Genomic DNA, 13,200 nt, shown 5'->3' on the forward strand with positions numbered 1-13,200 from the left:
ACACCTTCTGGAGACGAGGACACCCGCATGACACGACGCCTTTCCGGTATCCCCGCCAGCATCCAGCGCGGCTTCCGCCGCAATGTCCACCGCGCCGCCGCCGCCGGCCTGCTGGCCGCGGCACTCGCCATCCCCGGCACGGCCGCCCTGATCGCCGCCCCGGCCATGGCGCAGGAGACGCCGGTCCGCGGCGGTGTCCTCAACTCCATCGTCCAGCCGGAACCGCCGACCCTGATGCTGGGCCTGAACCAGCAGGGTCCGACCCAGACCGTCGCCGGCAAGATCTACCAGGGCCTGCTGACCTACGACCGCAAGCTCAACCCGCTGCCGTCGCTGGCCGAGAGCTGGACGGTGTCGCCGGACGGCCTGACCTACACCTTCAAGCTGTTCCAGAACGTCAAGTGGCACGACGGCAAGCCGTTCAGCGCCAACGACGTGGTGTTCTCCACCTCCAAGTTCCTGATGGAGGTCCACCCGCGCGCCCGCGCCGCGTTCAGCCGCTGCGAGTCGATCAAGGCGCTGGACGACAACACCGTCGAGTTCAAGCTGAAGGAGCCGTTCCCGGCCTTCATCCAGGCCTTCGAGGTGTCGTCGGCCCCCATCGTGCCGGCCCACATCTATGAGGGCAGCGATTACCGCACCAACCCGGCCAACAACACGCCCATCGGCACCGGCCCGTTCAAGCTGAAGGAATGGGTGAAGGGCAGCTACATCCAGCTCGTCCGCAACGAGGATTATTACAAGAAGGACCTGCCCTACCTCGACGGCATCACCTTCCGCGTGATCCCGGACGCCGCCAGCCGCTCGCTGGCGCTGGAAAGCGGTCAGGTGCAGCAGACCCAGTACAGCGACCTGGAGCCCTTCGAGGTTCCGCGCATGAAGACGCTGCCGAACGTGACCCTGACCACCGCCGGCTACGAGTTCGTGGCGCCGATGGCGTGGCTGGAGATCAACCACCGCGTCAAGCCGCTGGACGACAAGCGCTTCCGCAAGGCCATCGCCTACGCCATCGACCGCAAGTTCATCCGCGACAAGATCTGGTTCGGTCTCGGCCGCGTGCCGACCGGCCCGATCAACTCGGTGGTCAAGTTCTACGATCCCAAGGTCACCACCTACGAGCCCAACCTCGACAAGGCCAAGGCCCTGCTCGACGAGATGGGGTTGAAGCCCGACGGCAAGGGCGTGCGCGCCACCGTCAAGCTGATGCCGATGCCCTATGGCGAGACCTGGACCCGCCTGGGCGAATATCTGAAGCAGGCGCTGGGCAAGGTGGGCGTCTCCGTGGTTCTGGAAAGCACCGACGCCGCCGGCTGGGCGCAGCGCGTCGCCAACTGGGATTACGAGATCACCACCAACTTCCTCTACCAGTACGGCGACCCGGCGCTGGGCGTGGCCCGCACCTACATCTCGTCGAACATCCGCAAGGGCGTGCTGTTCACCAACACCATGGGCTATTCCAACCCGAAGGTGGACGAGCTGTTCGACCAGGCCTCGCGCGAGAACGACCCGGCCAAGCGCCAGGAACAGTACAGCGAGGTCCAGCGCATCCTGTCCGACGACCTGCCGGTGGTCTGGCTGCTGGAGATGGAATTCCCGACCTTCCTCGACAAGCGCGTGAAGAACGCCAACACGACGGCCATCGGTGTCAACGACACCTATGAAAGCGTCTGGCTGGCGAAGTGAGTTGATTTCCCTCTCCCGACCCGGGAGAGGGTGCCCGCGAAGCGGGCGGGTGAGGGGTAATTCAAGGATCCAAAGCCGCATGGCCTCTTGGATCACCCCTCACCCTCCCCGCCTTCGGCGGGTCCCCTCCCTCTCCCGGGGCGGGAGAGGGCCAGAATTAGGAACCTGCCCATGCTGGGATTCGCCCAACTCTTCGCGAGCCGCCTCGTCAAGGCCGCCGCGATCCTGATCGCCATCGTGGTGATGAACTTCTTCCTCGTCCATGCCGCCCCCGGCGACCCGGCCATGGTGATGGCGGGCGAGGCGGGGGCCGCCGACGAAAAGTTCGTGACGCAGCTGCGCGAGCAGTTCGGGCTCGACCGGCCGCTCTACGAACAGCTCGGCACCTATATCGGCAAGGTCGTGCAGGGCGATCTCGGCTTCTCCTACCGCCAGCAGCGGCCTGTCTGGGACATCCTGGCGGAACGGCTGCCGGCCACCCTGGTGCTGACGCTGACCGCCTTCATCCTGGCGCTCGCCGCCGGGGTGGCGCTCGGCACGCTGGCGGCGGTCACCGTCGGCACCTGGGCCGACAGCGCCATCACCGTCGTCGCACTCCTCGCCTACGCCACGCCGATCTACTGGATCGGGCTGATGCTGAGCCTGCTGTTCTCCATCCAGCTCGGCTGGCTGCCGGCCTTCGGCTACGAGACCATCGGCGCCGGCTATACCGGACTGGCGCATGTGGCGGACGTGGCGGTCCACCTGATCCTGCCGGTCATCACGCTGGCGCTGTTCTACATGGCGGGCTATGCGCGCCTGACCCGCGCCTCGATGCTGGAGGTGCGCAGCCTCGACTTCGTCAAGACGGCGAAGGCCAAGGGGCTGACCCAGGGCCGCATCGTCACCCGCCATGTCCTGCGCAATGCCATCCTGCCGGTCATCACCGTGGCCGGCATCCAGGCCGGCCAGCTGGTCGGCGGCTCCATCCTGATCGAGACGGTGTTCGCCTGGCCCGGCATCGGCCGGCTGGCCTTCGAGGCGGTGCTTCAGCGCGACTATCAGGTGCTGCTGGGCATCTTCCTGGTCACGTCGGTGATGGTGATCCTCTTCAACATCCTGACCGACATCCTCTACGGCCTCGTCGATCCGCGCATCCAGGTGTCGCAATGATGAACTCGGATTTCTGGCGGGCCTTCGCCCGCAACAAGGGCGCGGTCCTGGGTTTGGTGATCCTGATCGCCATCGTCGTGCTGGCCGCCTTCGCCTCGGTCTTCTTCCCCGGCGACCCGTGGGAAATGGCGACGGCGCCCTTCCAGCCGCCGCTGTCGGAGGATGCGCTGCTGGGCTCCGACATGCTGGGCCGCGATATCGCATCCGGCATCGCCCACGGGGCGCGGGTGTCGCTGCTGATCGGCCTGACCTCCACCGCCGCGGCTCTCGCCATCGGCGTCACGCTGGGGGCGCTGGCCGGCTTCCATGGCGGCAAGGTGGACGACGCCATCATGCGCTTCACCGAGCTGTTCCAGACCATTCCGAACTTCGTGCTGGCCGTGGTGCTGGTCGCCATCTTCACCCCCAGCCTGACCACCATCGTGCTCGCCATCGCCATCGTCAGCTGGCCGCCGCTGGCCCGTCTGGCGCGCGCCGAGTTCCTCAGCCTGCGCTCGCGCGAGTTCGTCCAGGCCGCCATCACCACCGGCCAGAGCAACAGCACCATCATCCTGCGCCAGATCCTGCCGAACAGCCTGTCGCCGATCATCGTGTCGGCCTCGCTGATGGTGGCGACCGCCATCCTGCTGGAAAGCTCGCTCAGCTTCCTCGGCCTCGGCGATCCCAATGCGATGAGCTGGGGCTACATGATCGGTGCCGCCCGCACGGTGATCCGGCAGGCCTGGTGGATGAGCGTCTTCCCCGGCCTCGCCATCGTGCTGACCGTGCTGGCGCTGAACCTCGTCGGCGAGGGGCTGAACGACGCCCTGAACCCGAAGCTCGCCCGGTCGCGGGGGTGATCCGATGAGCGAACTCGACCTGCTTCGTACCCCGACGGAGACCGCAGCCATGACCACGCCGCTTCTCGATGTGCGCGGCCTCAGCATCGCGCTGCCGCCGGGCGCCGACCGCCCGCTGGCGGTGGACAACCTGACCTTCACCCTGAATCCCGACGAGATCCTCTGCGTGGTCGGCGAGTCCGGCTCCGGCAAGTCGATGACCGCGCACGCCATGATGGGGCTGCTGCCGGCTCCCCATGTCCGCGTTGCCGGCGGCAGCCTGCTGTTCAAGGGCAAGGACGTGCTGGCCATGCCGGAGGCGGAGCAGCGCAGCCTTCGCGGCGGCCGCATCGCCATGGTGTTCCAGGAACCGATGACGGCGCTGAACCCGCTGATGCGGGTCGGCCGCCAGATCGGCGAGAGCTTGCGCGAACACACCGACCTGCCCGCCCCCGCCCGCCGCGCCCGCGTGGTGGAATTGCTGGCCCAGGTCGGGCTGCCCAACCCGGCCGAACTGGCCGAGGCCTATCCCTTCCGCCTGTCGGGCGGCCAGCGCCAGCGCGTGATGATCGCCATGGCGCTGGCCTGCCAGCCCGACATCCTGATCGCCGACGAGCCGACCACCGCGCTCGACGTCACCACCCAGAAACAGATCCTCGACCTGATCCGTTCGATCCAGGCCGAACGCCACATGGGCATGATGTTCATCACCCACGACTTCGGCGTGGTGGCTGAGATCGCCCACCGGGTCGCGGTGATGCGCCACGGCAAGCTGGTGGAATATGGTGCCGCGTCGGACGTGCTGAACCGGCCGCAGCATCCCTACACCCGGCAGCTGATCGCCTCGGTCCCGCACTACATCGAACATCGCGACGACCATGCCAAGACGGGCGCGCCGCTGCTGGTCGCCGACAAGGTGCGCAAGGTGTTCAACGTCGGCGGCGGGCTGTTCAAGAAGTCCAAGCAGGTGGTGGCCGGCGACGACCTGTCGCTGACCATCCATCCCGGCGAAACCGTCGGTCTGGTCGGAGAATCCGGGTCGGGCAAGTCGACGCTCGGCCGCTCCATCGTCGGACTGATCAAGCCGGATTCCGGCCGCATCCTGTTCGAGGGCACCGACCTGCTGGCACTCGACCGCAAGGGCTTCCGGCCCTACCGCCGGGCGGTGCAGATGGTGTTCCAGGACCCCTATGCCTCGCTGAACCCGCGCCACCGCGTCGGCGACATCGTGGCGCAAGGCCCGGTCGCCTTCGGCGAGGACCGCAACAGGGCGCTGGCCCGCGCACGGGAGCTGCTGGCGATGGTCGGGCTCGACGGTTCGGCCGCCGACCGCTTCCCGCACGAGTTCTCCGGCGGCCAGCGCCAGCGCATCGGCATCGCCCGCGCGCTCGCCATGGAGCCGAAGCTTCTGGTGGCGGACGAGCCGGTGTCGGCGCTCGACGTGTCGGTGCAGGGACAGGTGCTGGATCTGCTGGACGACATCCGCCGGCGGCTGAACCTCGCCATGCTGTTCATCACCCACGATCTGCGGGTGGCGGCCCAGGTCTGCGACACCATCGCGGTGATGCGCCGCGGCAAGATCGTGGAGATGGGCACCGCGCGGGAGGTCTTCACCCATCCGCGCGACACCTACACCCGCAGCCTGCTCGACGCCATCCCCGGCAAGGCCTGGCACATCCCGGTGGATCTCCAGCAAGCCCCTGCAGGAGCGCACTGAATGAAGGTCGCGATCATCGGGGCCGGCGCGGTCGGCGGCCTGCTGGCCGCACGGCTGGGCGCCACCGACGCCGAGGTGACGCTGGTCGCCCGGCCGAACGCCGCATCCGCCATCCGCCGCAGCGGCCTGACCATGGTGACGCCGCTGAACCGGGTCGCCCGGCTCAGCCCGCGCGTCACCGACGACAGCCTGTCGCTGGGGCCGCAGGATCTGGTGTTCCTCTGCGTCAAGGCCCATGCGCTGCGCGGCACCATCGACACGCTGACGCCGCTGCTGGGGCCGGAGACCGCCATCGTGCCGATGGTCAACGGTATCCCCTGGTGGTATCCGCACCGCCAGCCGGCCCCTTTGGCCGACCGGCCGCTCGCCAGCGTCGATCCCGACGGGCTGCTGTGGCGCACCATCGACCCCGACCGGGTGGTGGGGGCGACCAGCTTCGTCGCGGTGGAGGGCGACGGTCCCTGCCGCATCCGCCATGTCAGCGACCAGCGCTTCGTGTTCGGCGATGCCGGCGACCGCGACAGTCCGGCAGTGGACCGCATCGTGACGCTGTTCGGGCAGGCGGGGTTCCAGCCGGCGAAGACCGCCGACATCCGGCAGGCGATCTGGGTGAAGCTGTGGGGCAACCTCGCCTTCAACCCCTTGAGCGTGCTGACCGGATCGACGCTGGGCCGGCTGTGCAACGACCCCGGCACGCGCGACACCGGCCGCGCCATGATGCTGGAGGCCAAGGCGGTCGCGGAAAAGCTGGGCGTGGTCTTCACCACCAGCGTGGACGAACGCATCGCCATGGCCGCCGGTGTGGGCGACTTCAAGACCTCGATGCTCCAGGACTATGAGGCCGGCAGGCGGCTGGAGCTGGACGCGATCCTGGGATCGGTGATCGAGCTGGCGGAGCGTTGCGGCGTGGACGTGCCGATGCTGCGCGCCGTGCTGGCAATGGTCGACCTACGGGCACGGGAAAGGCGCGAGGCGGCCTGACCGCTCCCTTGCTCCCCCTGCCATCAACCAAAAAATCCTGCGTGGAGTTTCCATGTCCTTCCCCTCCAATCTGCCCATCGACGGCCAGCGCCTGTGGGACAGCCTCGCCGAGATGGCGAAGATCGGCGCGACCGCCAAGGGCGGCAGCTGCCGCCTCGCCCTGTCGGACGAGGACAAGGCCGGACGCGACCTGTTCGTCTCCTGGTGCGAGGCCGCCGGCTGCACCGTGACCATCGACCGCATCGGCAACATCTTCGCCCGCCGCAAAGGCCATGACGACAGCCTGGCCCCGGTGGTGATGGGCAGCCATCTCGACACCCAGCCGACCGGCGGGCGCTTCGACGGCGTGTTCGGCGTGCTGGCGGCGCTGGAGGTGGTGCGCTCGCTGAACGACCGCGGGGTTGACACCCTGCACCCGGTCGAGGTCGCGGTGTGGACCAACGAGGAGGGCTCGCGCTTCTCGCCGCCGATGATGGGATCGGGCGTCGTCACCGGCGTCTTCACGCTGGACGAGATCCTCGACAAGGTGGCGCAGGACGGCGCGCGGCTGGGCGACGAGCTGGTCCGCACCGGCTATGCCGGCGACGCCCCGGTCGATCATCCGATGCACGCCTACCTTGAGGCCCACATCGAACAGGGGCCGGTGCTGGAGGTCGAGGGCAAGGAGATCGGCGTCGTCACCGGCGCGCAGGGCCAGCGCTGGTACGAGGTGACGGTGACGGGTGTCGAGGCCCATGCCGGCCCGACGCCGATGCGCCTGCGCCGCGACGCGCTGGTCGCCGCAGCGGCAATGGTGCAGGCGGTGCAGCGGGTCGGGCTGGAGACGGCGGGCGATCCCTGCGCTACCGTCGGCATCCTCGACGTCCATCCGCATTCGCGCAACGTCATCCCCGGCCGCGTCTTCTTCACCGTGGATCTGCGTCATCCGAATGCCGACACGCTGGCCGACATGGACCGCCGCTTCCGTGCCGCCGTCGCGGCGATTGCCGAACAGAACGGGGTGAGCGCCGAAATCGCCGATTTCTGGCATTTCCCGCCGACGCCCTTCGCCAAGCCGCTGGTCGACCGGGTGCGCGAGGCGGCCGGCGGCTTCGGTTTCAGCCACCGCGACATCGTGTCGGGCGCCGGCCACGACGCGGTCTATGTGGCGGGCAAGGTGCCGACGGCGATGATCTTCATCCCCTGCGAGGACGGCATCAGCCACAACGAGGTCGAGAACATCTCCCCCGCCGACGGCGCCCGCGGCGCCGCCGTGCTGTTCGAAACGCTGGTCGCCACGGCTGGAAAGCCCTGAGCCTGTCCGTTCTCCGGAGAGTCCACCCGATGAAGTTCGTCCATCACCCCGACGCCGCCCTGCACCGTCCCGCCACCTACTTCAACAAGGGCCTGCTGCGCGCCCTGCCGGAGAAGCCGGAACGGGTCGGGGCGCTGGCCTCGCTGATCGAGAAGCGCGGCGAGACGCTGATCCTGCCCGACGATTACGGCTCCGCCCCGCGCGCCGCCGTGCACACCCCCGCCTATCTCGCCTTCCTGGAGACGGCGCATGCGCGCTGGGTGGCGGCTGGCGACATGGGCGACGTGGTGCTGCCCAACGTCCACCGGATGCAGGCGGCCCCCAATTACCCCACCGGCATCGTCGGTCAGGCCGGCTGGCACATGTTCGACACCGCCTGCCCGATCGGCGAAGGAACCTGGGCCGCCACCTGTGCCGCGTCGAATGCCGCCATCCACGCAGCGAAGCTGGTCGCCACTGGAGCCGATACCGCGGCCTACGCGCTGTGCCGGCCGCCGGGGCACCATGCCACCCGCGACATGGCCGGCGGATTCTGCTACCTGAACCATGTCGCCGTCGCCGCGGAGTCGGTGCTGCCGATTCTGCGCGCCCAGGGGCGGCCGGCGCGGGTGGCGATCATCGATGTCGACGTCCATCACGGCAACGGCACGCAGGATATCTTCTACGAGCGCGACGACGTGTTCTTCGTCTCGGTCCACGGCGACCCGGCGGAGTTCTATCCGCACATGGCCGGCTATGCGCAGGAACGCGGCACCGGGCGCGGCGAGGGCTATAACCTGAATCTGCCGCTGCCCATCGGCAGCGACGAGGCGACGGTACTGGCGACCATCGGCCATGGCCTGGACGCGATCCGGCGGTTCGCGCCGGAGATGCTGTTCGTCTCGCTGGGCTTCGACACCTTCATCGACGACCCGCTGGCCGCCTTCGGCGTCACCACGCCGGGCTTCGCCCGCATGGGCGCGCTGCTCGCCGCCACCGGCCTGCCGACGGTCCTGGTTCAGGAAGGCGGTTACGCCATCGACGATTTGTCGGCCAACCTGTCAAGCTTCCTGGATGGGTTCCAGGGCGGTTGTGAGGGCAAGACCGTCGCATGACCGCCGTCACCGCCAGCGGCACAGGCCGCGATCCCGTCAAATACCTGCTGATCGCCGTCATCAGCCTGTTCTGGGGCCTGAACTGGCCGGCGGTGAAGACGATCCTGACGCAGATGCCGATCTTCAGCCTGCGCGCCATCGGCTTCACCGCCGGGGCGGTGCTGCTGCTGGGGGCGGCGCGGCTGGCCGGGCACCAGCTGCGGGTGGAACGGGGGGAATGGCCGGCGCTGGTGGCGGCGGGGCTGTGCAACGTGCTGATCTTCAACCTGTGCACGGCGCTGGGCCAGAGCCTGATGGCAACCTCGCAGGCGGCAATCGTCGCCTTCACCATGCCGGTGTGGGCGACCCTGCTGGCGATCCCGCTGCTGGGCGAGCGGCCGGGGCCGCGCCAGATCGTCGGGCTGGCCTGCGGGTTGGCCGGCCTGCTGGTGCTGCTGGGGCCGGAGGCGCTGTCGGCGCCGCCCTCCGCGCTGGCCGGTCCGGCGGTGATGCTGGTGTCGGCGGTGGCCTGGGCGCTCGGCACCATCGTGATGAAGCGGCGGGTCTGGCGCACCCACCCGATGGTCATCACCGGCTGGCAATATGTGATTTGCGCCCTGCCGATGATCGGGCTGGCGGCGACCGAGTTGCGGCCGGCCCTGGCCGAGCTTCACCCCGCGGTCTGGGTCGGCTTCGCCTGGCACATCGTCTGCTCGATCTGCGTGGCGCAGGCCCTGTGGTACGTCACCGTCCGCCGCCTGACGGTCGGAGAGGCGGCGGTCAGCACCCTGCTGATCCCGGTCGTCGGGGTCGGGGGCGCGGTGCTGCTGCTGGGCGATCCGGTGACGCCGCGGCTGGCCGCGGCGCTGGTGCTGATCCTGGCCGCCGTCGCCTGCGTGCTGGGGCCGAAGCCGGCCCGGCGCTGACGGCGCCATGATGTAGCAACGCTACAGACGCGCAACCGGCGCAGTGCAGCCGCATTTCCCCTGTAAATCCTTCGTTTTCCTGCGTCTTCCCCCTCGTTTTCCGCGCGCCCCTGCGACGGAATTGCTCAGGCGGCGACCTTGCCAGCGTCCTCCCGACAGGAGTATGTAGTAAAGCTACATGGCGGGCGCAAAACCCGCCGACGGGCCTGCACCGATGCGCGGCAGCGAGGACATCGACCGATGAACATGGACAGCAAGGATGTGGGAGGCTGGAGCCAGCCCACCACGCAAACCCTCGACGCACTGATGCCCGACGCCATCGCGCTCGCCGCCGAGAATCTCGGCGTCAAGAAGGCACATTACGACACTCCCACCCTGTTCGCCCTGGCGGTCCTGGCCGGTGCCTTCATCGCGCTGGGCGGCCTGTTCGCCACCGTCGCCATGTCGGGTGCCGAAGGCATGTTGCCCTACGGTGTGACCCGGCTGCTGGGCGGTCTGGTCTTCTCCATGGGGCTGATCCTGGTGATCGTCGGCGGCGCGCAGCTGTTCACCGGCGATGCGCTGATGGTGATGGCCTGGGCCAGCGGCCGGCTGCATGCCCGCGAGATGATGCGGGTGTGGACCACAGTGTGGATCGGCAATTTCGTCGGCGCCGCCGGCACCGCCCTGCTGGTCTTCCTGTCGGGACAATACACCTTCGGCCATGGCGCGGTCGGCGCCTCGGCGCTGTATTTCGCGGTGGCGAAGAGCTCGCTGCCGACGACCCAGGCCTTCTTCCTCGGCATTCTCTGCAACGTGCTGGTCTGCCTCGCCGTCTGGCTGGCGCTGGGCGCCCGCAGCGTCGGCGACAAGATCCTGGCGATCACCTTCCCGGTCGCCGCCTTCGTCGCCGCCGGCTTCGAACACTGCGTCGCCAACATGTATTTCGTCCCGCTCGGCCTGCTGATCGAATGGGGCGCTCCGGACAGCTTCTGGCACGACCTCGGCCGCGCCGCCCCATCCATCCCGGTCGGCCAGTATCTGGTCAACCTCGCCGCGGTCACGCTCGGCAACTGGATCGGCGGAGCGGTGATGGTGGGGGCGGTCTACTGGTTCATCTACCGGCGTCCCAAGCTGCGCTGAGCGCGGGCCTTTCAAAACCTCTCCCAACACCTCCGCGAACTGTCATTCCCTCAAGAAACGGGACATCCCTTCCCATGAGCGCCATCACCGAAATCCGCGCCCGCGAAATCCTCGACAGCCGCGGCAACCCGACCGTCGAAGTCGACGTCAGCCTTGAGACCGGCGCCTTCGGCCGCGCCGCGGTGCCGTCGGGCGCCTCCACCGGTGCCCACGAGGCGGTCGAGCTGCGCGACGGCGACAAGGGCCGCTTCGGCGGCAAGGGCGTGCTGAAGGCCGTCCAATCGGTCAACGGCGACCTGGCCAAGGCGTTGGTCGGCATGGACGCCGCCGACCAGCGCGTGCTCGACATGACCATGATCGAGATCGATGGCACCGAGAACAAGAGCCGTCTCGGCGCCAACGCCATCCTGGGCGTGTCGCTGGCTGTCGCCCGCGCCGCCGCCGAGGATGCCGGCCTGCCGCTCTACCGCTATGTCGGCGGCGCCTTCGCCTCGCTGCTGCCCTTGCCATCGATGGCGAGCACGCCCGCGCCTGCCGCCCCCAGTTCGTCCAGAAACCGCCCGAAGCACGCCGCAAAGGAGGCCGGATCGAGAAGCCGGAAGATCCGCGAGAAGGTGTCGTGGCTCGGAACCCCGTTCTCCAGACGCAGGAAGTCCCGGAACAAAGCCTCCCGATCCACCGCAAAATCGGCAAAGTCCGAACAGCTCTCAGCCCCGCAGATCGACGCCGTCAGCGCGATCGTGAGAACCTCCAGGAGGTCGTGCCGCTTGGCATTCCCCGTGCAAGGGTCTGGTAATGCGGCAAACACTTTGGCGTACCACGACATCGGGCGCTCCTCCTCTGACCGTCAGAGCCTCCCTACAGAATCCTTTTCAGATCGATGCGCTACCGTCTTTTCTCAAATGCGATTCCCCTGGTTCAAATTGTCGCAGGCCGATACATCCCTTCACATCACCTCGACCCGGTTCCGCCCGAGCGCCTTGGCGCGGTAGAGTGCCTGATCGGCCCGCCCCAGCACGCTTTCCACTGTATCTCCCAGCGTCCGCACCTCCGTCAGACCGAAGCTTCCGGTCAGTTGGAAGCTCCGGCCATCCGGCAGCTCGATCGCCAACGCGGCGAGGCCGCTGCGCAGCCGCTCCGCGATGGCCACCCCGTCGGCACGCGAACTGTCCGGCAGCAGGATGGCGAATTCCTCTCCACCGATGCGGCCGATCTGGTCGGTCGCGCGCATCTGGCCGCGGATCACCTCGACCACCCGGCGAATCGCGATGTCGCCCGCACCATGGCCCATCTCGTCGTTGATGCGCTTGAAATGGTCGATGTCGAGCATGATCAGGCAGGCCATGCCGACGGCCTGACGCCCCTCCGGGGCGACGTCCAGCCCGGTCAGCAGACGTTCCAGAAGCTCCAGAATATGCCGGCGGTTGTGGGCACCGCTCAGCGGGTCGGTGGTGGCGAGGCGCTGGAGTTCGCGTTCCATCCGCCGCCGCTCCGTGATGTCGGTGGCGATGGCGATCACGCCGGTCGCGGCACCGTCCGGTGACGTCAGCGGACGCTTCACCACCAGCAGCTCGCGCGCATCGCCGTCCGGCCCGGCGACACTGGTTTCGAAGGAAAAGGCCGTCGTGCCGGACGTAGCCTGTTCCGTAAGACCCTGTTCAAGGAGATCCTGGCCTGGAAGTTCCTGATCCTGGGATGACCATTCGACCCCGTCGGCAGCGTTCGGAAACAGCTCGCGGAAGGCACGGTTGCACAGGGCATAGCGGCCGGCCGAGTCCTTGTACCAGACCGGGCTCGGCATCAGCTCCACCAGATTCTCGATGAAGCGGCGCTGCTCCTCGGCCAGGGCGGTCTGCCGTTCCAGCTGTGCCGTGCGTTCGGCGACGCGATGCTCCAGCGATTGGTTGAGAGTCTCGATGGTGACCAGATCGCGCCAGCCGCGCACGGCGCTGACCAGACTGGTGAACAGCTTCTGGGCGGTCAGCTCCGCCTTGCTTTTGTAGTCGTTGATGTCATAGGCGACGATGGCGTCGCGTTCCGGCGCCTGGCCGGGCTGGCCGGTGCGCAGGATGATGCGGATGTGGCGGTTGCCCAGATCGCGCCGGATGTGATGGACCAGACGCAGGCCCGCATCCTGCGTTTCCATCACAACGTCGAGAAGGACCACGGGCAGGTCCGGCCGCTCGGCCAGGATCATCCGCGCCTCCGTTGCGGAAAAAGCGCTGACGATGGCGAATCGGCGGCCTTCGAACTCGAAGTCGTTCAGCAGCACGCGCGTCATCGCATGCACCTGCTCGTCGTCGTCGACCACCAGCACCGGCCATGGAGCGGCCGTCGTCGTCAGCCGCTCCGGCACCGTGCCGGCTTCGTCATCCTCGAACATCAGATCGTCGGGCGACATGTCACCTGCCGGGAGTTGCCCAGTTGAGGGTTG

At 68.2% G+C, this 13,200-nt stretch carries 10 protein-coding genes and 2 pseudogenes; 10 read left to right on the forward strand and 2 right to left on the reverse strand.

Annotated features, from left to right (window positions below):
• Window positions 1-27: 27 nt before the first annotated feature.
• From CRT60_RS11265 to eno, 10 genes and pseudogenes are all read left to right on the forward strand, one after another.
• Complete coding sequence (locus CRT60_RS11265) at window positions 28-1,683, forward strand: ABC transporter substrate-binding protein (RefSeq protein WP_098736516.1); 1,656 nt, start codon at window positions 28-30, stop codon at window positions 1,681-1,683.
• Window positions 1,684-1,854: 171 nt separating this feature from the next.
• Window positions 1,855-2,835 carry an ABC transporter permease gene (locus CRT60_RS11270; protein WP_098736517.1) on the forward strand — a complete coding sequence of 327 codons (981 nt, stop codon included), beginning with the start codon at window positions 1,855-1,857 and terminating at the stop codon, window positions 2,833-2,835.
• Entirely contained in the window at window positions 2,832-3,674 is an 843-nt protein-coding gene (locus CRT60_RS11275; protein WP_098736518.1) for an ABC transporter permease, read from the forward strand. Before CRT60_RS11270 ends, CRT60_RS11275 begins: the two co-directional genes overlap by 4 nt.
• 4 nt (window positions 3,675-3,678) lie before the next feature.
• Entirely contained in the window at window positions 3,679-5,370 is a 1,692-nt protein-coding gene (locus CRT60_RS11280; RefSeq protein WP_098736519.1) for an ABC transporter ATP-binding protein, read from the forward strand.
• Complete coding sequence (locus CRT60_RS11285) at window positions 5,371-6,351, forward strand: ketopantoate reductase family protein (RefSeq protein WP_098736520.1); 981 nt, start codon at window positions 5,371-5,373, stop codon at window positions 6,349-6,351.
• 52 nt (window positions 6,352-6,403) lie between these two features.
• Entirely contained in the window at window positions 6,404-7,645 is a 1,242-nt protein-coding gene (locus CRT60_RS11290; RefSeq protein ID WP_098736521.1) for a Zn-dependent hydrolase, read from the forward strand.
• 29 nt (window positions 7,646-7,674) lie between these two features.
• Window positions 7,675-8,739: a histone deacetylase family protein gene (locus tag CRT60_RS11295; protein ID WP_098736522.1), complete on the forward strand. Its 1,065-nt coding sequence runs from the start codon at window positions 7,675-7,677 to the stop codon at window positions 8,737-8,739.
• Window positions 8,736-9,644, forward strand: coding sequence for a DMT family transporter (locus CRT60_RS11300; protein WP_098736523.1), 909 nt, complete (start codon window positions 8,736-8,738; stop codon window positions 9,642-9,644). Before CRT60_RS11295 ends, CRT60_RS11300 begins: the two co-directional genes overlap by 4 nt.
• Window positions 9,645-9,884: 240 nt before the next feature.
• The gene (locus CRT60_RS11305; protein WP_098736524.1) at window positions 9,885-10,766 is read left to right on the forward strand and encodes a formate/nitrite transporter family protein; all 882 of its coding nucleotides are present in this window, start codon (window positions 9,885-9,887) and stop codon (window positions 10,764-10,766) included.
• A 74-nt stretch (window positions 10,767-10,840) separates the two neighbouring features.
• A pseudogene (gene eno, locus CRT60_RS11310) lies at window positions 10,841-11,281 on the forward strand (phosphopyruvate hydratase); the annotation flags it as partial.
• On the opposite strand, the pseudogene CRT60_RS11315 reads toward eno, so the two are convergent.
• Together CRT60_RS11315 and CRT60_RS11320 are read right to left on the reverse strand one after the other, a co-directional pair.
• A pseudogene (locus tag CRT60_RS11315) lies at window positions 11,269-11,592 on the reverse strand (ISAs1 family transposase); the annotation flags it as partial. The pseudogenes eno and CRT60_RS11315 overlap by 13 nt on opposite strands.
• A 120-nt stretch (window positions 11,593-11,712) precedes the next feature.
• A complete protein-coding gene (locus tag CRT60_RS11320) occupies window positions 11,713-13,167 on the reverse strand; it encodes a GGDEF domain-containing response regulator (protein WP_098736525.1) in 1,455 nt (484 codons plus the stop codon).
• Between the last annotated feature and the right edge of the window lie 33 nt (window positions 13,168-13,200).

The organism is Azospirillum palustre, assembly GCF_002573965.1.
Lineage (GTDB): Bacteria > Pseudomonadota > Alphaproteobacteria > Azospirillales > Azospirillaceae > Azospirillum > Azospirillum palustre.